The sequence below is a fragment of the Corynebacterium sp. LaCa_205 genome, assembly GCF_057458085.1.
Window position 1 is genome coordinate 262,150 of the sequence record NZ_CP190931.1, and the last position, 23,942, is coordinate 286,091.

24 protein-coding genes are annotated in these 23,942 nt (G+C 62.6%); 17 read left to right on the plus strand and 7 right to left on the minus strand.

The features are described from left to right. Positions 1 to 16: 16 nt before the first annotated feature. Positions 17 to 493: an S-ribosylhomocysteine lyase gene (locus tag ACP8J1_RS01325; protein WP_023020462.1), complete on the minus strand. Its 477-nt coding sequence runs from the start codon at positions 491 to 493 to the stop codon at positions 17 to 19. Positions 494 to 564: 71 nt separating this feature from the next. Here ACP8J1_RS01325 and ACP8J1_RS01330 point away from each other — a divergent pair, with 71 nt between their 5' ends. Further along, positions 565 to 1,821, plus strand: coding sequence for a YihY/virulence factor BrkB family protein (locus ACP8J1_RS01330; protein WP_023020463.1), 1,257 nt, complete (start codon positions 565 to 567; stop codon positions 1,819 to 1,821). On the opposite strand, the gene ACP8J1_RS01335 is transcribed toward ACP8J1_RS01330, so the two are convergent. From ACP8J1_RS01335 to ACP8J1_RS01350, 4 genes are all read right to left on the minus strand, one after another. Next, positions 1,818 to 3,347, minus strand: a complete 1,530-nt coding sequence (locus ACP8J1_RS01335; RefSeq protein WP_023020464.1) for an AMP-binding protein — start codon at positions 3,345 to 3,347, stop codon at positions 1,818 to 1,820. The genes ACP8J1_RS01330 and ACP8J1_RS01335 overlap by 4 nt on opposite strands. Positions 3,348 to 3,358: 11 nt before the next feature. Then, on the minus strand, positions 3,359 to 5,068 hold the full coding sequence (locus tag ACP8J1_RS01340) for a long-chain-fatty-acid--CoA ligase (RefSeq protein WP_023020465.1): 1,710 nt from the start codon (positions 5,066 to 5,068) through the stop codon (positions 3,359 to 3,361). A gap of 70 nt (positions 5,069 to 5,138) precedes the next feature. Next, positions 5,139 to 5,624, minus strand: coding sequence for a methylated-DNA--[protein]-cysteine S-methyltransferase (locus ACP8J1_RS01345; RefSeq protein ID WP_023020466.1), 486 nt, complete (start codon positions 5,622 to 5,624; stop codon positions 5,139 to 5,141). 1 nt (position 5,625) lies between these two features. Further along, complete coding sequence (locus ACP8J1_RS01350; protein ID WP_023020467.1) at positions 5,626 to 7,341, minus strand: long-chain-fatty-acid--CoA ligase; 1,716 nt, start codon at positions 7,339 to 7,341, stop codon at positions 5,626 to 5,628. 66 nt (positions 7,342 to 7,407) lie between these two features. On the opposite strand from ACP8J1_RS01350, the gene mshA reads away from it, so the two are divergent. The 4 genes from mshA to ACP8J1_RS01370 all read left to right on the plus strand — a co-directional run bounded on the left by mshA (position 7,408) and on the right by ACP8J1_RS01370 (position 11,490). Further along, complete coding sequence (mshA, locus tag ACP8J1_RS01355) at positions 7,408 to 8,673, plus strand: D-inositol-3-phosphate glycosyltransferase (protein WP_023020468.1); 1,266 nt, start codon at positions 7,408 to 7,410, stop codon at positions 8,671 to 8,673. A 40-nt stretch (positions 8,674 to 8,713) separates the two neighbouring features. Then, positions 8,714 to 9,460 carry a phosphoglyceromutase gene (locus tag ACP8J1_RS01360; RefSeq protein WP_023020469.1) on the plus strand — a complete coding sequence of 249 codons (747 nt, stop codon included), beginning with the start codon at positions 8,714 to 8,716 and terminating at the stop codon, positions 9,458 to 9,460. Positions 9,461 to 9,523: 63 nt separating this feature from the next. After that, on the plus strand, positions 9,524 to 10,786 hold the full coding sequence (locus tag ACP8J1_RS01365; RefSeq protein ID WP_023020470.1) for a sensor histidine kinase: 1,263 nt from the start codon (positions 9,524 to 9,526) through the stop codon (positions 10,784 to 10,786). After that, positions 10,783 to 11,490, plus strand: a complete 708-nt coding sequence (locus ACP8J1_RS01370) for a response regulator transcription factor (RefSeq protein ID WP_023020471.1) — start codon at positions 10,783 to 10,785, stop codon at positions 11,488 to 11,490. The genes ACP8J1_RS01365 and ACP8J1_RS01370 overlap by 4 nt, the downstream gene beginning before the upstream one ends. Here the strand turns inward: ACP8J1_RS01370 and ACP8J1_RS01375 are convergent. Next, positions 11,487 to 12,413 carry a DUF3109 family protein gene (locus ACP8J1_RS01375; protein WP_023020472.1) on the minus strand — a complete coding sequence of 309 codons (927 nt, stop codon included), beginning with the start codon at positions 12,411 to 12,413 and terminating at the stop codon, positions 11,487 to 11,489. The genes ACP8J1_RS01370 and ACP8J1_RS01375 overlap by 4 nt on opposite strands. A gap of 33 nt (positions 12,414 to 12,446) precedes the next feature. On the opposite strand from ACP8J1_RS01375, the gene ACP8J1_RS01380 reads away from it, so the two are divergent. The 5 genes from ACP8J1_RS01380 (at position 12,447) to ACP8J1_RS01400 (ending at position 16,075) form a co-directional block, all read left to right on the plus strand. Beyond that, positions 12,447 to 13,376, plus strand: a complete 930-nt coding sequence (locus ACP8J1_RS01380) for a Ppx/GppA family phosphatase (protein WP_080971159.1) — start codon at positions 12,447 to 12,449, stop codon at positions 13,374 to 13,376. Positions 13,377 to 13,385: 9 nt separating this feature from the next. Further along, positions 13,386 to 14,456, plus strand: a complete 1,071-nt coding sequence (locus tag ACP8J1_RS01385; RefSeq protein WP_023020474.1) for a tripartite tricarboxylate transporter TctB family protein — start codon at positions 13,386 to 13,388, stop codon at positions 14,454 to 14,456. Positions 14,457 to 14,528: 72 nt separating this feature from the next. Further along, on the plus strand, positions 14,529 to 15,320 hold the full coding sequence (proC, locus tag ACP8J1_RS01390; RefSeq protein ID WP_023020475.1) for a pyrroline-5-carboxylate reductase: 792 nt from the start codon (positions 14,529 to 14,531) through the stop codon (positions 15,318 to 15,320). Between the two features lie 225 nt (positions 15,321 to 15,545). Further along, on the plus strand, positions 15,546 to 15,734 hold the full coding sequence (locus tag ACP8J1_RS01395; protein ID WP_005527601.1) for a helix-turn-helix domain-containing protein: 189 nt from the start codon (positions 15,546 to 15,548) through the stop codon (positions 15,732 to 15,734). Positions 15,735 to 15,973: 239 nt separating this feature from the next. Then, positions 15,974 to 16,075, plus strand: coding sequence for a 30S ribosomal protein bS22 (locus tag ACP8J1_RS01400; RefSeq protein WP_003855542.1), 102 nt, complete (start codon positions 15,974 to 15,976; stop codon positions 16,073 to 16,075). Between the two features lie 95 nt (positions 16,076 to 16,170). Here ACP8J1_RS01400 and ACP8J1_RS01405 read toward each other — a convergent pair whose 3' ends face one another. After that, entirely contained in the window at positions 16,171 to 17,208 is a 1,038-nt protein-coding gene (locus tag ACP8J1_RS01405; RefSeq protein WP_023020476.1) for an HAD family hydrolase, read from the minus strand. A gap of 88 nt (positions 17,209 to 17,296) precedes the next feature. On the opposite strand from ACP8J1_RS01405, the gene ACP8J1_RS01410 reads away from it, so the two are divergent. The 7 genes from ACP8J1_RS01410 to ACP8J1_RS01440 all read left to right on the plus strand — a co-directional run bounded on the left by ACP8J1_RS01410 (position 17,297) and on the right by ACP8J1_RS01440 (position 23,913). Next, on the plus strand, positions 17,297 to 17,539 hold the full coding sequence (locus ACP8J1_RS01410; protein WP_023020477.1) for a glutaredoxin family protein: 243 nt from the start codon (positions 17,297 to 17,299) through the stop codon (positions 17,537 to 17,539). A gap of 73 nt (positions 17,540 to 17,612) precedes the next feature. Next, on the plus strand, positions 17,613 to 18,947 hold the full coding sequence (locus tag ACP8J1_RS01415; RefSeq protein ID WP_023020478.1) for a glutamyl-tRNA reductase: 1,335 nt from the start codon (positions 17,613 to 17,615) through the stop codon (positions 18,945 to 18,947). Continuing rightward, positions 18,948 to 19,835 (plus strand): hydroxymethylbilane synthase, encoded by an 888-nt coding sequence (hemC, locus tag ACP8J1_RS01420; protein ID WP_023020479.1) that lies wholly within the window; start codon positions 18,948 to 18,950, stop codon positions 19,833 to 19,835. A 208-nt stretch (positions 19,836 to 20,043) separates the two neighbouring features. Continuing rightward, a complete protein-coding gene (locus ACP8J1_RS01425; protein ID WP_232212573.1) occupies positions 20,044 to 21,720 on the plus strand; it encodes a bifunctional uroporphyrinogen-III C-methyltransferase/uroporphyrinogen-III synthase in 1,677 nt (558 codons plus the stop codon). 28 nt (positions 21,721 to 21,748) lie between these two features. Next, entirely contained in the window at positions 21,749 to 22,732 is a 984-nt protein-coding gene (gene hemB / locus ACP8J1_RS01430) for a porphobilinogen synthase (protein ID WP_023020481.1), read from the plus strand. A gap of 9 nt (positions 22,733 to 22,741) precedes the next feature. After that, positions 22,742 to 23,425, plus strand: a complete 684-nt coding sequence (locus ACP8J1_RS01435; protein ID WP_023020482.1) for a CCDC34 family protein — start codon at positions 22,742 to 22,744, stop codon at positions 23,423 to 23,425. Next, positions 23,422 to 23,913, plus strand: a complete 492-nt coding sequence (locus tag ACP8J1_RS01440) for a hypothetical protein (protein ID WP_023020483.1) — start codon at positions 23,422 to 23,424, stop codon at positions 23,911 to 23,913. The genes ACP8J1_RS01435 and ACP8J1_RS01440 overlap by 4 nt, the downstream gene beginning before the upstream one ends. The last annotated feature ends 29 nt before the right edge of the window (positions 23,914 to 23,942 follow it).

Sequence of the window (23,942 nt, forward strand, 5' to 3'; positions counted from 1 at the left end):
CGCGAAGGTTTCTGGATTAGGCCGCCATGACCTGAAGCCACTCATCCTTAGCACCTAGGAAAGCGCGGGCCGCCTCCTGCGCACCCTCCAGGCTGTGGTGCGCACCCCAGCCGCACTGCTCTTCGTTGGCTGCGGGTACCTCGGTGGCGTTAAGAATATCGTTGAGCGCGCCTTCTACCGCGCGCAGCAGCTCGTCTTGTTCCATGCCATTAGTGATGGCGTAGAAGCCGGTACGGCAGCCCATTGGGGCAAAACCGATGAGCTTATCGGTGTAATTGCGCATGAAGTTGGCCATCATGTGCTCCACCGAATGCAGCGCCTTGGTATCAAGGTGATCCTGATTAGGCTGGCAGAAGCGCAAGTCGTACTTAATGATTTCGACGCCGCCACCCAAGTCCGTGCGGTCGGCCACGCGAATATACGGCGCGCTGACGAGGCGGTGGTCGAGTTCGAAGGACTTTACGTTGAGCTTCTTATCATTCTGTTCAGTCATGCTTCTCCAGTGTAATCACAGCTGAGTGTCACTTCCTGAAATAGATTCTTTACCGCATACGCTGGGATAATATGAGCACACTGGACGATTCCGCCGAGGTTCCTGGCGCCGCGAACATGGCGGCCGACGATCTGTCTGCTGGCGACCCGTCCGCCACTGCACGGCCGAGCGCTTCAGCCACTCCGGTAAGAGAATCCGTCTATGAGGGCGCGGATAAAATCGTGCCGAGTACCGCGCCCACCGTGGTCAAGATCGAAGGCCACACCGAAAATGTGGACCCGCTGGCCCGCGGTAACCGCTTGCGCAAGGAAAGCTGGGGGCTGGTGCTCCGCCGCGTGTGGGCGGACTTCTTCCACGATGCCTTGATGGATCGCGCCGCCACGATGACGTATTTCACGCTCATGGCCTTTGCTCCTACGGTGCTCGCGGCCTATTCGATAGCCACGCTCATCTTTTCCTCTCGGCGCGCCGAGGTACATGAATTAACCTCGCAGTTCATTGCGGATTACGTGCCGAGTTCGATGACGGAGCAGGCCGAGCACCTCGTGGGCTCCATCATTGGCTCCACAGCCCAAGGCACCTTCGCGCTGGTGGTATCCGTGCTGGTTTCTCTTTTTGCCGCCTCGGCCTATGTGCGTGCCTTCTCGCGCACCGCCAATACCGTTTACGGGCGGGTAGAGGGCCGCGGAATAATCCGCACCTGGGCACTCATGTGGGGGCTTACTATCGTCCTGGTCATCGGCGCGGTGATCGTGCTTTTTGCTAACCTGCTGCGCGATACCATTGTCAGCGGTGTGGTCGAACCGTTAGCCGGCAAGCTAGAGATGCAAGGCACCGCGGACTTTTTGGGCGGCATCTTTATGCCGGTGTGGAATTGGCTGCGCTTCCCGCTCACCGTGGTGGTCGTGCTGACGTTGATTGCCATCCTGTACCACTTTTCCCCGAATGTGCGGCCAGCGCGCTTCCGCTGGATAACTCTCGGTTCCGTGGTGGCGCTTAGCACCAATGTCGTGGTGTGGGGAGCCTTTGCGCTGTATACCCAGCGCTTTGCTGGGGCCAGCGTCTACGGCGCCTTCAGCCTCATCATGGCCGTATTCATGGCCGTATGGTTATCTAATACGATGCTCATTTTGGGCATCAAAATCGATGCGGAGGTATTGCGAGCCAAAGAGCTGCAACTGGGTCTGCACGCCGCGCGGCATATTCAGGCTCCGCCGCGTTCCGATGCCGCCGCCAAATCCCAAGCCCGCGCCCAACTTGACCTAGAAGAGCGGTCCGAGCGCATCTACAAACAAGCGGTGTGCAAAGCAGAAAACGACGCAGACTAGTCGCGGTGAAGGCGGGCGAGGAGATCGCGCTGGACATCGCGGCGGCGCAGCTTACCTAGCTGATCTTCGGCGAGCTTATCCATGGCAAAGAATCTTTGCGGCACCTTATAGCGCGCCAGCAGCCCGCGGCAGTGCTCGCGCAAGGCAGCTTCGTCGACCCGGGCGCCGGGGGCTAGGACCACGCAGGCAGCGACGTCCTCAGAACCATCGGAGCGGGGAGTGCCTACGACGGCGGCTTGGGCGATATCGGGGTGGGAGGTTAAGGCCTCCTCAACCTCGCCGGGATAAACATTGAATCCGCCGGTAATGATGATTTCTTTAATGCGGCCCACCAACCGGATATGGCCATCGGGTTCGCGCACGCCCATGTCTCCTGTGCGGAACCAACCTTCATGGAAGGCGGCTGAGGTAGCGGGGGCGTCGGCAAGGTAGCCGCCAAAAACCTGCGGGCCGCGGGCGAGGATCTCGCCGGCCACGCCATCCGGTTGGGTGCGGCTGAGATCGGCAGGATCGCCGATGCGCAGCTGCGTATCCGGCAGCGGCAGGCCGATGGTGCCGGCGCGCCGGGTGTCATCAAGGGGATTGATGGTCAGCACGGGAGAGGTTTCCGTCAGCCCATAACCTTCCACCAACATGCCACCGGTGCGTGCCTCCCAGGGGTCGATGATGCGCGAAGGCAACGAGGCCGCGCCCGAGATGGAATAGCGCACCCCGCCGAGATCCGAGGGAGACTCGGAATCAGCGGCAGTGGCAGCGTAGTTCATGGCGCGTTCGTAGATGGTCGGCACGCCCGGCATCCAGGTGGGGCGGCGGGTGGCAAGCGCTTCCGTCACTGCGTCGGTGTGTGGGGCGGCAAGCAGGATAATCTCGGCCGCGCAGCGCACCGCGAGCAGCACGCTCATCGTCAGGCCATAGGAATGGAACATGGGCAAAGCGGCCAAGAAGCGCTCATGGCCGGGGCGCAGCGGGGCCTGGGTTTCTAGCTGCAGGCAGTTGGCAGCGAGGTTGCCATGGGTTAAGACCACGCCCTTGGGGCGGGCAGTGGTGCCGGAGGTGTAGAGGATAAGGGCGGCGTCGGCAAGCGTGGCTGGGTACGGCTCCACCGGGGTACCGGAAAGGGGAAGCGGCTCAGTGAGAGAGACGGAGATAGTGGTCTCCACCTGCGCGGATACGGTGGGGGCAATGTCCTCCCAGGCAATGGCCACGTGGGCGCCATGATGGGCGAGCAGCGGGGTGAGCTCGTGCGCGGTATAGCGCGGGTTATGCTCCACCACCACCGCGCCCAGGCGCAGGATGGCGAAGAATGCCACCACGTGTTGCGGGCAATTAGGGAGCAGGAGCGCCACCCGGTCGCCGGGGCGCACGCCCATCTCGTGCAAGGCGCCGGCCGCGGCCGCCACCTGGGCATCGAGCTCGCTATAGGTTAGCGTGTGGCCGGCGAAGTAGGTGGCCGGGCGCTGTGGAAACTGTGCGACGGCCGCCGTGAGGAAATCCGTCAAGGTAGCGCCATAGTGAATTTCTGCCATAGCCGTTAAGTTTAGGCCTTTGCCTCCAACAGCTCGAGCAGGTCCTTACGCACCTGGTGGCGGCGAATCTTTCCTAGATGGTCTCGCGCCAAATCTTCAAAGTGATAGAACGTGCGCGGGACCTTGTAGCGGGTAAGGCGCTCGCGGCAGAATTCCTTCAATCCCTCGGGATCGAGCACGGCACCATCGCGCAGGGTGACGCAGCCGACGACATCCTCGGAGCCATCCTGGCGCGGGCGGCCCACGGCGGCGACATCCACCACGTCGGGGTGCTCTGCAATTGCCTCTTCTACCTCTGCGGGGTAGACGTTGAAGCCGCCGGTGATGATGATTTCCTTAATGCGGCTGACTAGGCGGACCCAGCCGTCTTCTTCCATGACTGCCATGTCTCCGGTGCGGAACCAGCCGTTATGGAAGGACTCCTCTGTTGCTTCTTGGTTGCCAAAATAGCCTTGGAAAATTTGCGGACCACGCGCGAGCAACTCGCCTGGCTGGCCATCAGGCTGGGTTTCATCCAGATTCTTCGGATTGGCAATGCGTACCTCGGCATCTGGGAATGGGAGCCCCACATAGCCAGGGCGATTCTTTCCGTTCATTGGGTTGCCAATTAACACGGGGGAGCACTCGGTCATGCCAAAGCCTTCTACGAGTCGTCCGCCGGTCATGGACTCCCACCGTTCCACGATTTCTACGGGCAGTGTAGCGGCACCGGAAAAAGCGTTGCGGATGCCGCTTAAGTCCACGTCTTTGTCTTCGGCTGCGTCCATGATCTTCTGATAGAGGGTGGGAACCCCTGGCAGCCAGGTAGGCGTGCGCTTTTTCACGATGTCCAGGATGAGCGGCATTTGTGGGGAAGGAAGCAAGATAAGCTCGGCGCCCATGTACACGCTAAAAATGCACAGTGTGGTCATGCCGTAGGCGTGAAACATCGGTAATGCGGCGAGGAAGCGCTCTTTGTGCTTTCCCATTTCTGGAACCCAAGCTTGGCCTTGGACGCAATTAGCTATGAGATTACCGTGCGAGAGCATTCCGCCTTTGGGTTTTCCGGTGGTGCCGGAAGTGTAAAGGATGAGCGCGACGTCAGCCTGGCTGATGCGTGGCATTTCTAGGGCGCTGCCGTCGCCGCCAATAGCTGAGCCGATCAGGGTAGACCACGCTACTGTGTTTGGTGCATGCTCGGTGAGCTGCTCGCGTTTAGCAGCTAGCGGTGGGATAGGCAGGCGGAGCGCGAGGCGCTTGAGTGGTGGCATGGCATCGACCATGTTGACGGAGACGATGGTCTCTAGCGGGGTAGTCGAGCGCAGCTTTTCCAGCGTGGAGGCGGTTTTATCCCAAGAGATTGCTACGCGGGCACCATGATCTCGGAAAAGGCCTTCCAATTCGTGGGCGGTATAAAGTGGGTTGTGCTCGACCACGGTGGCACCAAGTAGCTGCACCGCATAGAAGGCCGCGACGTGCTGAGGGCAGTTGGGCAGCACGATGGCCACCTTGTCGCCTGGGCGAATACCAAAAGCCTTGAGCCCGGCCGCGGCGGCGCGCACTTGGGCGTCGAGCTCCGCGTAGGTCTGCGTGCGGCCGAAGAAATAGGTGGCGGGTTTATTGGCGTTGACCCGCAGGTTATCGCGGTAATAGTCGACGATGGTTTTATTACCGTAGTCCAGCGTGTGAGGGGTCCATTCGCTGTAGTGATCGAGCCAAGCTCGGGAGGTGGAAGCGGACACGCAAAAACCTTTCGTTTGGGTAAATAATTAGTTTTAAAAAATCAGTATAGAGAAAACGTGAAGAAGCCCTCTAGTTTTCTTCCAGTGTCAGCAAAAAACGTTTGGCTTCCAGACCGCCCGCATAGCCGCCGAGCCCGCCGTCGCTGCGCAGCACCCGGTGGCATGGCCGCACGATGAGTAGGGGATTGGCACCGCACGCACTGCCCACGGCCCGCGTCGCGCCGGGCCGGCCCAGCAGCTTGGCGACGTCGCGGTAGGTGACCGTCTCCCCATAGCCAATCTCGGCCAGTTGCGCATGCACTGCGGCGCGAAAGTCGGTCGTCGCAGGCGGGTCGAGGGGCAGCTCGAAGGCGCGGCGCTGGCCGGCGAAATACTCCGCGAGCTGTGCCTGGGCGGCGTCGAGCACGTCCGCGCTGCGCTTTTCGATGCCCCCTTCCTCTACACCGCCCACCGCTTCCTGCAGGGTGCTGGCCGCGGTGAATTCGACGCGGGAAACCCCCCGCGGGCTCGCCTGCAAACGCAGGGGTCCGAGGGGGCTATCGATTAGGCGGAACAAGTTAATTCTGCTCGGCCTCGAGGCGGCGGATGAGGTCTGCCTGGACCTCGCGGCGGCGGATCTTGCCCATCTGGTCCTTGGCCAGCTCCTCAAAGTGGTAGAAGGTGCGCGGGACCTTGTAGCGGGTCAGGCGCTCGCGGCAGTAGTCCTTGAGTCCCTCCGGGTCCAGGGCGGCGCCATCGGCGAGGTCGAGGCAGGCCACGACGTCCTCGGAGCCGTCTTCGCGCGGGCGGCCGACCACGGCGACGTCATCGATACTCGGGTGCTCGCGCAGGATTTCTTCCACCTCGCCCGGATACACGTTGAAGCCGCCGGTGATGATGATTTCCTTGATGCGGCTGACCAGGCGGATGAAGCCGTCTTCTTCCATGACGCCCATGTCACCGGTGCGGAACCATTCGCCGTGGAAGGCGGCCTCGGTGGCCTCCTCGTTGTTGAGGTAGCCCTTGAAGATCTGCGGACCGCGGGCCAGCACCTCGCCTTCGACGCCGTCCGGCTGGGTCTCGTCCAGGTTATCCGGGTTGGCAATGCGCACCTGGGTATCCGGGAACGGAATGCCCACGTAGCCTGGGCGGCGGTCGGTGCTCATGGGATTGCCCACAATAATCGGCGAGCACTCGGTGAGGCCGTAGCCCTCCACCAAGAGGCCGCCGGTGTAGTTCTCCCACTTATTGACCGTGTCCGAAGGCAGGGTAGATGCGCCGGAGAAGGCCGCGCGCACACCCTTGATGGGGATTTCTTGATCCTCGGCGGCCTTCACGATGCGCTCGTAGAGCGTCGGCACGCCCGGTACCCAGGTTGGGGTGTGCTTTTTCATCAGCTGCATAATGAGCGACATATCTGGCTTAGGCAGGATAACCAGCTCGCCGCCGATAAACTGCGCCAGGGTCACGTTCATGGTCAGGCCATAAGCATGGAAGAAGGGGAGGGCGGCGAGCATGCGCTCAGGCTTATCGCCCAAGCCCGGTACCCACGCCTTGCCCTGCAGGAGGTTGGAAAACAGGTTCCCGTGCGAGAGCATGGCGCCCTTCGGGGCGCCGGTGGTACCAGAGGTGTACATGATGAGCGCGATGGTGTCCTTGTCCACGTCTTCCGGCGTGGTGATATCGCTGCCGTCGCCACCGATTGCGTTGCCCACCAAAGTTTCCCACGGCACGGTATTTGGCGCCGGGGAAGATAGCTGCTCGCGCTTGGACTTGAGCGGCGGAATAGGCAGGCGCAAAGCGGCGCGCTGCAGGGTGGGCATGGCGTTGATCATGTTGATGGACACGACCGTTTCCAGATTGGTGGTTGCCCGCAGCTTCTCCAGCGTGGGCGCGGCCTTGTCCCAAGCGATGGCGATGCGCGCGCCGTGATCTTGGAAGAGTCCTTCCAGCTCGTGGGCGGTGTAGAGCGGGTTATGCAGTACCACCTGCGCACCGAGCTTCAGAATGGCATAAAACGCCGCGATGTACTGCGGCGAGTTGGGCGCGACGATCGCTACGCGGTCACCTGGCCGCACGCCGAAGGCCTTCAGGCCCGCGGCCGCTGCGCGAACCTGGCGGTCTAGCTCAGCATAGGACTGCGTACGGCCAAAGAAATAGGTAGCCGGCCGATCCGCGTTGATTTTTAGGTTGTTGTCATAAATATCCAGCAGCGTGGTATCGCCGTAGTCCAGCGTATGCGGTGTCCATTCCGGGTAATACTGGAGCCAAGCCTTTGTTTCATATGCGGACAAAACGTGACCTTTCGGTAGCGTAGGTTTCTGGCAGGGGCCAGTATAGCGCCGCTAGAATGGAGCGCCATGCGCATCGCCATGATTTCTATGCATACATCCCCTATCGAGCAGCCTGGCTCAGGGGATGCGGGTGGAATGAACGTCTACGTCCTCAATATTGCCCGCCAATTGGCCCGCCGGGGAATCGAGGTAGACGTCTATACCCGCGCCACCCGGCCCAGCCAAGGCGAAATCATTGCGGTGGAGCCTAGCCTGCGCGTTATCAATATCGTCGCGGGCCCGTACGAGGGGCTAGATAAAGAGGATCTCCCTACCCAGCTGGCCGCTTTCGCCGGCGGCATGGTGCAATTTGCCAAATGGCAGGGTAAAAAATATGACCTTATTCACTCCCACTACTGGCTTTCTGGCCAGGTGGGCTGGCTGTTGCGGGATCTCTGGGGTATCCCGCTTATTCACACAGCGCATACCTTGGCCGCGGTGAAAAACGCCTCGCGGACGGCGGATGACACCTTGGAGTCCGAAGCCCGCCGCATCTGCGAACAGCAATTGGTGGATAACGCGGACTTGCTGGTGGTCAATACCGAGCAAGAAGCCCGCGACTTGGCCGAACATTATGATGCCGAGAGAGCCAATATTCGCGTGGTCTCGCCCGGCGCCGACGTAGAGCTTTTTACCCCTGGCACGGACCGCAATACCGAGCGCTCCCGCCGCGAGTTGGGCATTCCGCTGCACACCAAGGTGGTGGCCTTTGTCGGCCGCTTACAAAAATTCAAAGGCCCGGAGGTACTCATCCGCGCCACGGCCGAGCTCTTCCGCCGCGAGCCGGCCCGCAACCTGCGGGTGGTTATCTGCGGTGGCCCGTCGGGGGCCAATACAGCGCCGGAGGCATATAGGGAGTTGGCGCGTGAGTTGGGCGTCGATAAGCGGGTGCGCTTTTTGGGTGCCCGCCCGCCGGAGGAACTGGTGGGGGTCTACCGCGCGGCTGATATTGTGGCGGTGCCCAGCTATAACGAGTCCTTCGGCCTAGTGTCTCTGGAGGCCCAAGCCTCTGGCACGTCGGTGGTTGCTGCCGCCGTCGGCGGGCTACCCATTGCCGTGGCTGACGGGGAAACTGGCCTGCTGGTGCACTCGCACGATCCGGAGGATTGGGCTGATGCCTTGGCCCGCCTGCTTGACGACGACCCCATGCGCATCGCCATGGGCGAAGCCGCCGTCGCCCACGCCGCGCGTTTTAGCTGGGCCAGCTCCGCCGCAGCGCTCGCAGAAATCTATGACGAGGCCAGCCATATCGAGGTTCCAGACTGCCATCAACGGCGGGCAAGTGGAGACTAAACCTCCTACGCTGGGAGCCATTTCGTGGCATGCTGGAAACATGACTAACGGAAAGCTAATTCTCCTTCGCCATGGCCAATCCAAGTGGAACGAGTCCAACCAGTTCACTGGCTGGGTCGATGTAGATCTGACCGAAAAAGGTGAGGCGGAAGCCAAGCGCGGCGGCGAGCTGCTCGCGCAGGAAGGCATTCTGCCGGACGTCCTTTATACCTCTCTTCTGCGCCGCGCCATCCGCACCGCAAATATCGCGCTCAATGCTGCCGACCGTCACTGGATCCCAGTAGTGCGCGATTGGCGCCTCAATGAGCGCCACTACGGCGCCCTGCAAGGCCTGAATAAGGCTGAGACCAAGGAAGAGTACGGCGAGGAAAAGTTCATGGCATGGCGCCGCTCCTATGACACGCGTCCGCCAGAGCTAGCCGATGACTCCGAATACTCCCAGGCCAATGACCCGCGCTACGCAGACCTAGATAAGGTCCCGCAGACCGAGTGCCTCAAGGATGTTGTCGCCCGCTTTGTGCCGTACTTTGAAGAGGAAATCCTCCCGCGCGCCAAGAAGGGCGAGACCGTGCTCATCGCCGCTCACGGCAACTCCCTGCGCGCACTGGTCAAGCACCTGGACAATATCTCTGATGATGATATTGCCGGATTGAATATCCCCACCGGCATCCCGCTGGTTTATGAGATTACCGAGGACGGCTCGGTAGCAAACCCAGGCGGTACCTACCTGGATCCGGAAGCTGCTGCTGCCGGTGCCGCCGCCGTTGCTGCGCAGGGCGGTAAGTAAGTAACTGCGCTAAAGTCCCCGGGGAGTATTCCCTGGGGACTTTGTGATGGATAGGCTAGACACGTGGAATTGATTCTTTCCTTTGCCGCCGGCGTGGTGGCCTGCGGGTTGGCGCTGCCGGCGATTTCTTGGGCGCGCGGGCGCATTGCGCGCTACCGCCAGGCTACCGATGCCGGGGCCAATCAGGTCACGACGGTTAGCCAGGTGCTGCACTTGGCCGTGCAAGGCTCGCCGACGGCGCTGACGGTGCTGGACCGCAGCCAGGAAATCGTCATGTCTAATCCGGCCGCGCATGAGATGTCCTTGGTGCATGACCGCGCCGTTAACCCGGAGGTATGGGAGACCGCGCAGGAGGTCTTCGAAGACAAGGAGACCCGCACCGTTGACATAGCTATTCCCAAGCGGCGCACGGGACACCGCGTCACGCAGGTCAGGGCGGTGATTAAGCCACTGACTCTTAATGACGGCCGCTTTGTCATCGTCTACGGCACCGATGAAAGCGAAAATGTCCGCATGGAGTCCGCCCGCCGTGACTTCGTGGCGAACGTCTCCCACGAGCTCAAGACGCCCGTCGGCGGCATTGCCCTGCTGGCGGAGGCCCTGCTACAAGACCCCGGCGACCAAGAGACCGTGGAGTACTTTGGCAATAAGGTCTATAAGGAAGCCAACCGCATGGCCGATATGGTCAGCGAACTTATCTCCCTGTCCAAGCTGCAGGGCGCCGAGGCCCTGCCGGAGATGGAACCGCTGGCCGTAGATGATCTCATCGATGAAGCCCTCTCGCGCAACCACCTTGCTGCCGAAGCCCGTTCCATCGAGCTCAACCGCGGCGCCTCTGTCGGCGTGCAGGTTAAAGGCGATCGATCCCTGCTGGTAACAGCACTATCCAACCTGGTCTCCAATGCGATTAACTACTCGCCGGAGAAAATGCCGGTGTCTGTCTCCCAAAAGGTGGTGGATGGTGGGGTCGTACTCATCCGCGTCACGGACCGTGGCATTGGCATCGCACCGGATGACCAGAAACGTGTTTTTGAACGCTTCTTCCGTGTAGACCAAGCCCGGTCGCGGCAGACCGGAGGCACTGGCCTAGGATTAGCAATTGTTAAACACGTGGTGGCCAACCATGGTGGCAATATCAAACTATGGTCCCGGCCGGGTACGGGTTCTACATTCACCATTGAATTGCCCATCTATAGGGAAGAAAAGCCAGCGCAGGAAGCTGGCATGAAGGATAATGAGAAAAGGGATGCCGTCGACGCGGCGGCGCCTGGGCTCCCGCGTGCAGTGGCACGCGTTGCAGCACGTCGAAAGGATAAAGCACAATGACCACCATCCTCATCGTTGAAGATGAAGAGTCGCTGGCAGATCCGCTGGCATTCCTCCTCCGCAAGGAAGGTTTTGAGCCCATCATCGCGCATGATGGCCCTACCGCGCTGGAAAAGTTTGCCGCAAACGACATCGATATCGTCCTTTTGGACCTCATGCTGCCCGGCATGTCCGGCACCGAGGTATGCAAACAACTGCGCACTACTTCGTCCGTGCCCGTCATCATGGTCACCGCGCGCGACGCCGAGATTGATAAGGTCGTCGGCCTCGAGCTGGGCGCCGATGACTACGTCACCAAGCCTTATTCTTCCCGCGAGCTTATCGCCCGCATCCGTGCGGTACTGCGCCGCGGCCATGATTCTGGAGCCGGTGCCGAGGCCGAGGCCGAGGAAGAGGTTGCCGAGCAGATCCTCGAAGGCGGCCGCGTCAAGATGGACGTGGAGCGCCACACCGTTACCGTCGCAGATGAGCCGGTATCCATGCCTCTCAAGGAATTCGACCTCTTGGAGTACCTATTGCGCAACGCCGGCCGCGTGCTCACCCGCGGTCAGCTCATTGACCGCATTTGGGGCGCTGATTATGTCGGCGATACCAAGACGCTCGACGTCCACGTCAAGCGCCTCCGCTCCAAGATCGAGGAACAGCCCTCCCGCCCGAAACACTTGGTCACGGTGCGCGGTCTGGGCTATAAATTCGAGCTCTAATCTTCCGCCTGCGGGCCTTCCGCCTGCAGGCTCCCGGCCTTCACACTGGCCGGGTGCTGCGTGAGCTGGACGCCGTGTTCGGCCGCCGCCGCTCGGGCCTTGCAGTGCGCGGCCAGAATCTCATAAGACTCGCGGCCCATCAGGGCTACCAGCTCGTCCTCGTGCGACTGCCACATCGGCAGCGGGTTGGCGTGACAGGCGGAATCGGCTGAGCAATACCAATCAAAATCTTCGCCGCCATTGCCCCAGCCGCGACGGTCATACTCGCCTATCTGGGTGCGTAGGATCTCCTGCCCATCCGGGCGTTCTTCATAATCCTCGTACCGGCGCAGCGGCAGCTGCCAGCACACCTCCGGCTTGACCACCGTGAGTTCTTCGCCGGCATCCACCGCCCACTGGTGCAGCGCGCAGCCCGTGCCCGTTGCCCAACCGGTGCGGTTGGCAAAAATGCACGCGCCATCCACAATCGGCGTCTTAAGGGCCGGCTCCGGTTCCCCGTCCTCGCCGTCGAGTTCGTCCCATTCCAGCCACGGCTCTAATTCATCCGTAGCGTCTTGCGCGAGGAATTCATCTACCCCCGCTGGGCGCAGCTGCCAATATTCGGCGGGCATGCGCGCGACGGCGTCATAAAGCTGGTCGCGGTCTTCCTCATCGGCCATATAAGCGCCATGCACGCAGCAGCCCACTTCGGGCTGGCGCTTGTCGATGCCCCGGCATGCCGAAGTACCAAATTGGCAGCTGTAGTGCGATTCCACCCATGTCAGGTCGATGGAAAAGACGTGGTGCGGGTCGTTCGGATTGGTAAATTCAAACCACTCCCGCGGGAAATCGGGGGCCTCTTCGCGGCCTGCTCTTATCGACGCCGCCGCGGGCGAGCTCGCGGGAAAACCTAGATATACCGTGTCAGATTTTGGGCGATTCACACCTAACCACGGTAGACCTACTACGCTATTAGTGTGCGATTAGGTGTATTAGACGTCGGAAGCAATACCGTCCACCTCGTTGCGGTCGATGCCGCGACGGGCGGACGACCGACTCCGATGAGTGATTGGAAGACCCCGCTCCGGCTGGTAGAACAGCTGGATAAGAAGGGCAACATCCATGAAAAGGGTGTAAAGAAGCTGGTCAGTGCCGTAGCTGAAGCTAGCGAGCTGGGTGAAAAGCTTGGCTGCGCTGAATTCATTGCCTTTGCTACCTCGGCGGTGCGCTCAGCGCCCAATTCGGAGGAGGTGCTCGATGAGGTGGAAAAGCATACCGGCGTGCGCCTGCAAATCCTCTCTGGCGTGGAAGAAGCCCAGCTGACCTTCCTCTCCGCTCGTCGCTGGTATGGCTGGTCCGCCGGTCGTATCACCAACCTGGATATCGGCGGTGGCTCGCTGGAGCTTTCCACCGGTACTGATGAGCACCCCGACCTTGCCTTCTCCCTCGACCTAGGTGCCGGCCGGTTGACCCATAATTGGTTCGATACCGACCCGCCAGAGAAGAAGAAGGTAAGTGCGCTGCGCGATTTTATTGATGCGGAGCTTGAGGACGTTGCCGCACAGATGAAGGCGATGGGTCCCGCCGGCCTCGCCGTGGGCACCTCTAAAACCTTCCGTACGCTTGCACGACTTACCGGTTCTGCGCCCTCGTCTGCCGGCCCATACGTCAAGCGCACGCTGACTGCACCGGGTCTGCGTCAGTTGATTTCCTTCATCTCCCGCATGACTGCGGCAGACAGAGCGGACCTAGAAGGTGTAAGTTCTAACCGATCGCACCAAATCGTTGCCGGCGCTCTGGTGGCCGAGGCATCCATGCGAGCCTTGGAAATCGAGAAGCTGGAAATCTGCCCGTGGGCGCTGCGTGAGGGCGTCATTTTGCGCCGGACCGACAAGGGATTGGAATAGGAAGAGATCATGGCTGACCAGAATAAGTTGACCGTGGCAGAGCTGCTGGCTCGCAATAACAAAGCCCGCGGCGAGAAGGAAAGCAAGAAAGACAACCGTTCTCGTCGCCACCGCCGCAGCCTGGATGAAGGCGGCATTTCCGTTGCCGAGCTGACCGGCAACCTCAAAAAGGTCAAGGCTTCTCCTGCTGAGGCCAAGCACACCTCCGTCTCTATCGACGAAGACGCCCCCGTCATCCGTTCCCCCAAGTCAGCCGAACAGGCCGGTGCCGAGAAGGCGGTTGCCGGGAAGGCCGGTGCCGATTCCACGAAGAAGCCCGCCGCGGACCCAGCCGCAAAGCCGGCGGCAAAGCGCGCGGCACAGCCCGCAGCTAAGGCGGCGCAGACTACCAAGCCTGCCGCAAGGCCCACCACAAAGACCGCAGCTGCTTCGTCCGCTACTCCGGCTGCCGCTGCTCCGGCCGCACAAAAGCCTGCTGCCACCGGCGCGGCTCAGGATGCGGCGAAGAAGAACCAGCCTTCAGCCGATGACACCGCGGTAATCCAGCGGGTGGATAAGGCGGGCGACGCTAAACCTGCTGCTGCAAAGCCTGCTGCGGACACACCAGCGGCAAAGAAGCCAGCCGCGGAGAAGGCCCGCGCTGAAAAGCCTAAGGATGACAAGCGCGCGAAGGCGGCCGGAGCAGGAGCTGCGGCAGCGGGCGCTGGAGCGGCCGCGGCGGCGGTGCCGGCGTCGAAGAAGGCGGGCGTCGCCAAGAGCGCAGAGGAAACCGGCAACCTACCCAAGGTCGAGGACAACGAGGATTGGGTGGAAGAAAAGCACGAGAAGCTCAATCCGGTATCCATCCTGCTGATGATTGTCGCGGGCATCCTGCTGGCGATTGTCATCTTCAAGGGCTTTGAGATTCTGTGGGATAACTTCCCACGCCTGGTCGTGGCCGTCCTAGCGCTGTGCGTCACCGCGATTATGGTCGGCGTGACCCACGCGCTACGCACGGCGCGCGATGGATTCTCCATGTTCCTGGCCGGCTTTACCGGCCTTATCCTGACCTTCGGGCCGCTGCTGTTGGTCATGCTCTAAGCCCCTGCTTGTCGACGCCCCGGTTACCCCACACGGTAGCCGGGGTTCCGCATTTTTGGCATGGTGGAGACTATGACAAAGATTGCAATTTTAGGCGGCGGACAAATCGGTGAGGCTTTGACCTCGGGACTCGTAGCTTCGGGCTTTGCGGGCTCGGATATCACGGTTACCAATCGCACCGAATCGCGCAGCCAAGAACTCGAACAGACCTATGGCGTGAATACCACCAGCGATAATGCAGCGGCGGTAGACGGCGCGGACTATATCTTCGCGTGTGTGAAGCCCTACGCCATCCTGGACCTGCTCGAAGGCCTTGAGCCGGCCAAGAATGCCGTGGTCGTGTCCATGGCCGCGGGCCTGACCCTAGAGCAGCTGCAGGATGCGGCGGGCGAAGGCGTGCCGGTGGTGCGCGTTATGCCCAATACCCCCATGTTGGTGCGTCGCGGCATGTGCACCTGCGCGGCCGGTGAGCACGTGAGCGACGCCCAGATGGACGGCGTGCGCGAGCTGCTGGAGGCCGTGGGCGAGGTGGCGGTCATCCCGGAGAAGAATATAGACGCCGCCACCGCGCTGGCAGGCTCCTCGCCGGCCTATTTCTTCCTCGTGGCAGAAGCGCTTGTCGATGCCGGCGTGCAGCTCGGGCTTCCCCGCGACGTCGCCGAGAAGCTTGCCGCCCAGGCCGCAGCCGGCTCTGGTGAGATGTTGGCCAGCTCTGGCCGCTCGGCCACCCAGCTGCGTGCCGGAGTGACCTCGCCGGGCGGCACCACCGCGGCCGCTGTTCGCGAGCTGGAGGAGTCCGGCCTGCGCGGAGCGTTCTACCGCGCGGCAGAGGCCTGCTCCGACAAGGCTAAGGAGCTTGGCTAAAGCTTCCGTGCGCGACCTTCCCGTGGTGGGGGTGTACCCGCCCGGGAGCGTTGGGGCGGGTGTTAAGCAGCGCTTTCGGGGTAAACCCTAATGAATGCTGTGAAGAAATTTGGCACTTGGGTCGCATTAGTCACATGTTTCACGATAGGCTAGGACAAGCACGTGCGTGAAGTCCTGTGGGAGGGGAAGCCTACAGCGCGCACCGAGCTGAAGGGTTAGATATATATGGCAAATGAAGATAAGGGAACCTTTCTGACGATCGCGGAGGTCGCCGAGATTATGCGCGTCTCCAAGATGACCGTCTACCGTTTGGTTCACGCAGGCGAAATGCCGGCTGTTCGCGTTGGACGCTCTTTCCGCGTCCACGAGTCCGCCGTCAACGAGTACTTGGAGGCATCCGTCTACGGAGCCTAGGCTCGCGCCGCACTAGACAGCGCCCACCTCTGCTGGCCATCGTGGTCAGCGGTGGTGGGCGCTGTTCTTTCTCCTGGGCCCTTTTTGGTCACGGGCTGGGGGCTGGGTAAGATGGTGTGCATTCGTGTCGGCTCGCTGATGTGGCCCGCGGTCCGTGTGGCCACGGCGGCAAGAGTGCACCTTCGCCGTTTTAGCGCTGACAAGTTTGACAGTACGTACTATTTGAAAGTGAGGACTCTATGGGTTCCGTCATTAAGAAGCGCCGCAAGCGCATGTCCAAGAAGAAGCACCGCAAGATGCTGCGCCGCACCCGCGTGCAGCGCCGTAAGCTGGGCAAGTAAACCCAGCTCGCTTCTTACCCTCCGCCTTTGTGCGGAGGGTTTTTGCATGTTGCTACAGTCCCTTCCCAGCGCCGACCGCTACCGCAAGCAGTAGCTTAGCGACGGTAGTAGCGCCAGCCGCCATAGGAAAAGGCAGCGGTGGCCAGGGCCGGCAGGCCATAGGTGCGGATAGCGCGGCGCACGGATCGATAGTCGCGCACCAGCCAGCCGCGCTCGCTGGCGATGGTGCGCAGCTTACGGTCTGGATTAATGGCCACGGCGGTACCGACCATGGACAGCATGGGCACGTCGTTGGCGGAATCCGAATACGCGGTGCAGCGCGAAAGGTCCAAGCCCTCGATGGTCGCGAGCGCGGCTACGGCGTGCTTTTTGCCGGGGCCGTGCAGGATATCGCCGACCAGCCGGCCGGTGAACTTGCCATCCTTGACCTCCGCGACGGTGCCGAGCGCTCCCGTAAACCCGAATCGCCGCGCGAGCACCTGCGCTAGCTGCACCGGGGTGGCCGTGACCAACCACACCTGCTGGCCGGCGGCTAAGTGCATTTCTGCTAATTGGGTGGTGCCGGGGTACGCGCGGCGTGCGAGCGAGGCGTCCACGATCTCCTCACATAGCTCGACCAGCTCGTCGACGCTGCGGCCTTTGACAAACTCCAGCGCCTGCGCACGGCCGGCGGCGACGTCCCTGGCATTTTCGCTGCCGGAAACGCGGAACTTAAGCTGTTTCCATGCAATCGGCACGATTTCCGATAGTCGGAAGTAGCGCTTGCGGGCCAACCCGAAGGCGAATTCCACGAGGGAGGAGCCTTGGATGAGGGTATTGTCGACGTCGAAAAACGCCGCCGCGCCCACATCTACCGGTACGTCTGGGTCCTGGGCGGTAATACGCTGCGCGCCCGCCGCGTCATAAGAGCCGGTTACCGAATCCACACCGGAGGCAAAATCCTCTAGATCCAGCCCGAATTCTTCCAATGCCGCCGCGGCCGCGGCTTCGCCGGCGGTGCGCTGGGATTCCTCGTCCAGCGGGGCGAGCGCCTGGTTTTCTAAAAAATTACGCAGATTGCCGCGCGAGGCGGTCCAGTTGGCCAAGAATTCGCGGGGAGTTTCGGGGAACCCTGGGGGAGTGGTAGCGGACACGAGTCAGACAAACAGCTTTCGCAAACGCGGGGTGGACTAACGTGTCCATAGTAATGGTTTCGACCGCCGCCGTCCCTGTGAGGAGAATATGTCTCAGTATCTCGTCGAGCTCATGGTGCGCACCACCTGCGGTTCTTGTGCGCGCGTGAGGGAGCAGATTACCCCCGTTGTCACGCAGGCAGGTGCGGAGCTTGCCGTGCGTAACGTGGATGAGGATGCGGAGCTGGCCATGGAGTTCGGTGATCGCGTACCCGTCGTGGTTATCGACGGCGAAGAGTTCGCCTGCTGGGAAGTAGACAATGCCGAGCTCGCGGCCGAGCTAAGCAGATAATTCGGGATCCCTGCCACCGACGGGTACTCTTTTGGTGGGTTAAAATCAATCAAATGGTTGAGGAGTGTTGTGCATGAGCGTGCTCGTCGTGGGCATGTCCCACCAGTCGGCGCCAGTGGCGCTGCTGGAGAAGCTGAGCATGGATAGTGCGGTCCAGGATTCCGCCTGCGGGAAACTGGTGGCGGCCGACTCACTTTCAGAGGCGATGATCATCTCCACCTGCAACCGCATGGAGGTCTACACCGTTACTAACTCCTTCCATGCCGGCGTGCAGGAAGTCGTGCGCGTGCTCACCCAGGTATCGGACGTGAGCGAGGAGGAGCTGCGCAGCTACCTCTACGTGCGCTATGCCGACGCCGCGGCCGAGCACCTGATGTCGGTGACCTCCGGGCTGGATTCCATGGTGGTAGGAGAGCAGCAGATCATCGGCCAGGTGCGCAGCGCCTACCAGGCCGCCTCCGAGCAGGGCACGGCCGGACCGCGCATCCACGCGCTGGCGCAGTCGGCGCTACGGGCGGGCAAGCGCGTGCACTCCGAGACCGACATCGATGAGGCAGGCTCCTCCATGGTGTCCTTCGCTTTCGACCAAGCCCTGCAGCGCCTAGACGCTGAGGACTTGGCCGGCAAGACCGCGTTGGTCCTCGGCGCGGGCGCTATGGCATCGCTCGCCGCCACCCACGCCGGCCGGCTGGGGGTCAAGGAGCTGGTGCTGGCCAACCGCACCCGTGAGCGCGCCGAGCGCCTGGCCAGCCACGCCGAGGAGGCGGGCGTTGCCGCCCGCGTCGTGGACTTTTCCCAACGTGCCGCCGCGCTTTCCGACGTCGACCTGGCCATCTCCGCCACCGGCGCCGATAATTTCACCATCGAGGCCACCGACATTCCCGCCGGCCGCGAGCTCATGCTCATCGATCTCTCCCTGCCGCGCGATATCGACGATGCCGCCGCTGCGGCCGAGGGCGTGGATCTGGTCAATATCGAGCGCCTGAGCAAGTCGCTCTCGGCCGCCGATACCGACGTCGCGGCCGGCACTAGCCCGCACGCGCAGGCCCGGCGCATCGTCGACGAAGAGCTGGCAGCCTATACCTCTGCGCAGCGCGTACGCGATGTCGTCCCGGCCGTGAGCGCCCTGCACCGCCGCGCGGCCGACCTCGTGGAATGCGAGGCCGCACGCCTGCAACATAAGCACCCCGAAATCTCGGGCAAGCAACTTGAGGACGTCCAGCGCGCCCTCAAGCGCGTGGCCGATAAGCTGCTGCATGAACCAACGGTGCGGGCGAAGAAACTGGCGGCGTCGGAAAGCAGTGTCAGCAGCGAGAATGCCCTGCAGGAACTTTTTGGCCTGCAACTGGAAGGCTCCGGAGTGTCCGTGGCCGTTAATGAATTGCCCACCATGACTAAGGAGGCCTAAATGTTTCAGATTGGTACCCGCGGCTCCAAGCTTGCCACCACCCAGGCGGGCCACGTCCGCGATTGGCTTATCGACGCCGGCTTTGACTCCCAGCTCCACATCGTCACCACCGCCGGCGACGTCAATATGGCACCGGTCGAGCGTATCGGCGTCGGCGTATTTACCCAAGCGCTGCGCGAGGCCCTCTATGCCGGCGAGTGCGATATCGCCGTCCACTCTTTTAAGGACCTGCCCACCGCGCCCGATGATCGCTTCCGCCTCGTGGTGCCGCAGCGCCAGGATTCCCGCGAGGCGCTCGTCGCCCGCGATGGCCTGAGCCTGGCGCAGCTGCCGCAGGGCGCGCGCGTGGGTACCTCCGCCCCGCGCCGCATCTCCCAGCTGGCCGCCATCCGCCCCGACCTGGAGATTCGCCCGCTGCGCGGCAATATCGATACCCGCATGTCCAAGGTCACCGACGGCGAGCTCGACGCCGTCTTGCTGGCCTATGCCGGCCTGCTGCGCGGCGGCTACGCGGACCGCGCCACCGAAATCTTCGAGCCCTCCGTCTTCATGCCGGCGCCGGCCCAGGGCGCCCTCGCCATCGAGGCTGTGGCCGGAACCGAGGCTGCCGCGGCCCTCGATGCCATCGTCGATGACCGCGCCTCGGCCGCCGCGGCCGGTGAGCGCGCTGTGCTGGCCCGCCTTGAGGCCGGCTGTACCGCGCCGGTGGCCGCCACCTCGCGCTGGGACGGCGACCAGCTCACCGTGCGCGGTGGCGTCTTTGCGCTCGATGGTTCGCGTCAGCTTACTGCCACCGCCTCCGGGCCTGCGGCCGAAGCCGCCGAGCTCGGCGCGCGCGTTTCCGACGAGCTTTTCGCCGGTGGTGCGGCCGAGCTGCTGGGCAAGTAATTTCGCCTTTAGGCGCTAATAATTTAAGGTGTAGATACCACAAATCATTGTCCCGCAATGATCCGGCCCCCTTTAAGGGCATCCCAGGACTTAAGGCCTGGGATTTTGGCCGTTATGACCGTGTCACCCACCGCCGGCGCGGGGAACCACACCGCATGCGATCATGTCCGTGCGCGGTGCCGCGCGCCCGAATTTAGAAAAGAACTTTATGAGCAATGCCGCGCCAGACACCCAATTGGGCAAGATCGTCTTTGTGGGCGCTGGTCCAGGTAATCCCGACCTGCTGACCGTCCGCGCCCGCGAGGTTCTGGCAAATAGTGCCATCGCCGTGACCGATCCAGAGGTCATGCAGGGGGTGCGCGATGCCGTCGCAGCCGCCCTGCCCGTACCGCAAGAGCTTCTCGATGCCGCCGAGGCCGAATACGCCCAAATGTGCGCCGATGCCAAGGCTAAGGGCGCGCGCCGCAAGCCGCCCCGCCCCGCGCCGCCAACGGCCGCGGTGTTGTATGAACCGGGAGAGGATATCGTCGGCCAGCTGCGTGAGTGCTTGGTTGAGGCCGACGGCGAAGATGTCATCCGCCTAGTGACCGGCAACCCGCTGCACCGCGAGTCCATCAAGGCCGAAATCAATGCCGTGGCCTCCGCAGGCCTGGAATTCCAGGTCGTGCCGGGCATGTCCCTGCCGTCGACCGTGCCGTCCTTTGCTGGCATTGCACTCGGCTCGACTTATACCGAGGCCGATGTCACCAACGGTGCCGATTGGGACGCATTGGCCAACGCCACGCAGCCCATCGTTCTGCAGGCCACGAAGGAGGACCTGCCGGTCATCTCCGAAGAGCTACAACAACGCGGCATGCCGGCCGAGACCGAGGCTTTTGTCACCGTGCACGGCACCACCCGCCTGCAGCGCACCTACGAGACCACTCTGGGCACCATGGGCAAGCTCGACGCTGACCTTGTCGGCCCGCTCGTGGTCACCCTCGGCCGCAGCATCGACGACCGCACCAAATACTCCTGGTGGGAAAACCGTCCCCTCTACGGCTGGCGCGTGCTCGTGCCGCGCACTAAGGAGCAGGCTGGCCCGATGTCCGCGCGCCTGGCCGGCTACGGAGCCATTCCCCAAAACGTGCCCACCATCTCCATCGAGCCGCCGCGCAATCCGGCACAGATGGACCGCGCCATTAAGGGAATCGTTGAGGGTCGCTATAAGTGGATCGTCTTTACCTCCGTCAACGCAGTGAGCGCGGTGTGGGATAAGATAGCCCAGCTCGGCCTCGACGCCCGCGATTTCGCCGGCGTTCACCTCGCGGCCGTGGGCACCAAGACGGCGGCCGCCATCCGCGCCAAGGGCATGGTTCCGGAGCTTTTACCGCACAAGAAAAAGCAGAACGCCGAGGGCCTGCTCGATGTCTTCCCCAACTTCGTGGAAGATATCGACGCCGTCGGCCGCGTCCTGCTCCCGCGCGCCGATATCGCGGCCGATACCCTCGTGGATGGGCTCAAGGCCCTCGACTGGGAAGTCGATGACGTCGTGGCCTACCGCACCGTCCGCGCCGCCCCGCCTTCGGCCGAGATCCGCGACATGATCAAGACCGGCGGCTTCGACGCCGTCGCCTTCACCTCTGGTTCCACCGTGCGCAACCTGGTGGGCATTGCGGGCAAACCGCACCAGCGGACGATCATTGCGTGTATCGGGCCGTCGGCAAGAGCGGCCGCGGAAGAGATGGGCTTGCGCGTTGATGTCGTGCCCGAGGTCGCGGACGTACCCGCGCTTGTCGACGCCCTCGCAGACCACGTCGCCGCCCTCCGCGCCGCCGGAAACCTTCCCGCGCCGAGGAAGAAGCGCCGCTCGCGCAAGAAGGCTACTAAGGTCGACAAGGCATAAGTTTTAGTCTCGCTCTAAGGAGTACCCAATGAGCACCTTCCCAGCCCGCCGCCCACGCCGCCTGCGCACCACCCCCGCGATGCGCAACCTTGTGGCCGAAACCCAGGTCCGCCCCTCGGACCTGATTTTGCCCATGTTCATCGTGGACGGTCTCGACGCCCCGCGCGAGATTCCCTCCATGCCGGGCGTTTACCAGCACACTTTTGATTCCCTGCGCCGCGCGACCGAAGAGGCGCTAGAAGCCGGCGTGACCTGCGTCGATCTTTTCGGCGTTCCGCTCGAGGAGGACAAGGATGATACCGGCTCCGTCGCGTGGGACCCGCAGGGCATTTTGAACCGCGGCATTTCCTGCCTGCGCGAGGAATTCGGCGATGACCTCATCGTGATGGCCGATACCTGCCTCGACGAGTTCACCTCCCACGGCCACTGCGGCGTGCTGGATGACAAGGGCCGCGTGCTTAACGACGAATCCGTCAAGCTCTACCAAGACATGGCCCGCTCCCAGGCCCGCGCCGGTGCCCACATCGTCTCCCCGTCCGGCATGATGGACGGCCAGGTGGCCGCCATCCGTGCCGACCTCGACGAGGCCGGCCACGAGGATGTGGCCATCATGGCCTATTCCGCCAAGTACGCCTCCGCCTTCTTCGGACCGTTCCGCGACGCCGTCGGTTCCTCCCTCGAGGGCGACCGCCGCACCTACCAGCAGGATCCGCGCAATTTCCGCGAATCCCTGCTCGAGGCCGAGCTCGACATCGAAGAAGGCGCGGACTTCGTCATGGTCAAGCCCGGCCTGCCTTACTTGGATGTGCTTTCGGCCGTGGCGGAGACTTCTCCCGTGCCGGTTGCGGTCTACCAGGTCTCCGGCGAGTACGCGATGGTCAAGGCCGCGGCCGCCAATGGGTGGATTGACGGCGAGGCCATCATGCTCGAGTCCCTGACCGCGTTCAAGCGCGCCGGTGCCGACCAGATTCTCACCTACTTCGCTACCGAAGCCGCCCGCCTGCTCAAGTAAAGGATCCCTGTGACTGTTACGCCCCCGTCGTCCGCCCCTGCTCCGCGCTCGCCGCGCACGCAACGCCCGGAATCCGTGGCGTACATGCTGTGGCTGTGGATGGGCGCGCTGTGCGGCGAGGCCGTGCACCAGGTGCTCAACGTGGTGCTGACGCTGCTCAACCACGACGTACTCATGTCGCAGGCCAAGGAGATGGCCAAGTCCGCACCGGCCGGCGTCGATGAAGCCCAGCTTTCCGACGCCTTCCTCCGCACCGCCGCCTACGCCTCCGTCGCCCTTTCGGCGGCCATTTCCTTGGCGATTATCGTGCTGCTGGCCTTCCTGCTGCGGTCCTTGGCGCGTCGCGGCAAGCGGGCCGGTACCTCGCGGCGCGTGTGGTTCGCTTTCTCGCTGTATTTTGGCTTCCGCATCCTGCTGACCTTCATGGTTACCCCGGCCGGCGCTGATGTGCCCGATTGGCTCTTTGCCGCCGATGGCATGGTGCAGATCCTGGTCGGCGTCGCGGCGGTGCTCGGCCTGATTTTCTCCGTGCGGGTCGATACCTTGGATTACACCGGCGAGCTCGAGCAGATGCGCGAGCTGGAAAAGGAACTCGAACAAGCGCAGCGCGAGAAGAAGCGCGCCGAGCAAGAACGCAAGCGTGCCAAGGATGAACAGCGCAGCAAGCGCACTGACCGGGAGGACAAGCGATGAGCAATACCGAGCGGCCCGGCCCCCGGGACTATAACCGCGCGGCCAGAAATACCTCCGCCAGCCAGAACCTCGACGCCTGGCCACGGCCGCTGCGCTGGGCCTATTGGGTGCTCGTCGTCAGCGCCGTGCTCATGTTGGTCAGCGGTCTGGTGGGCATCTTCGGCTCGGGCGGACCGCAGGTAGAACCCCAGAACGCGCAGGTCGCGGAGTATCTCCACTCCAATCGCCTATTTGTTGCGGTGACCAATACCGTCGGCGCCGTCGTGCTGGCGCTCTTTGCCGCGCAGCTGGCCAGCGGGTCCAAGTGGGCGCGCCGCATCATCACCATTGTCATCGCCATCGCGCTCTTTAATAATATCGCCGCCCTGGCGCTTGGCATTGGCGGGCTTAGCCTGCTGATTATCCCCATTTCCTTGATCATTGCCCTCGCGCTGCTTTTCCAGCCGCAGTCCAACCGCTTTATTAAGGACCGCAGCTTGCGTGGCTAATTAGCCCCCACTCCAACTTTTGATTCATA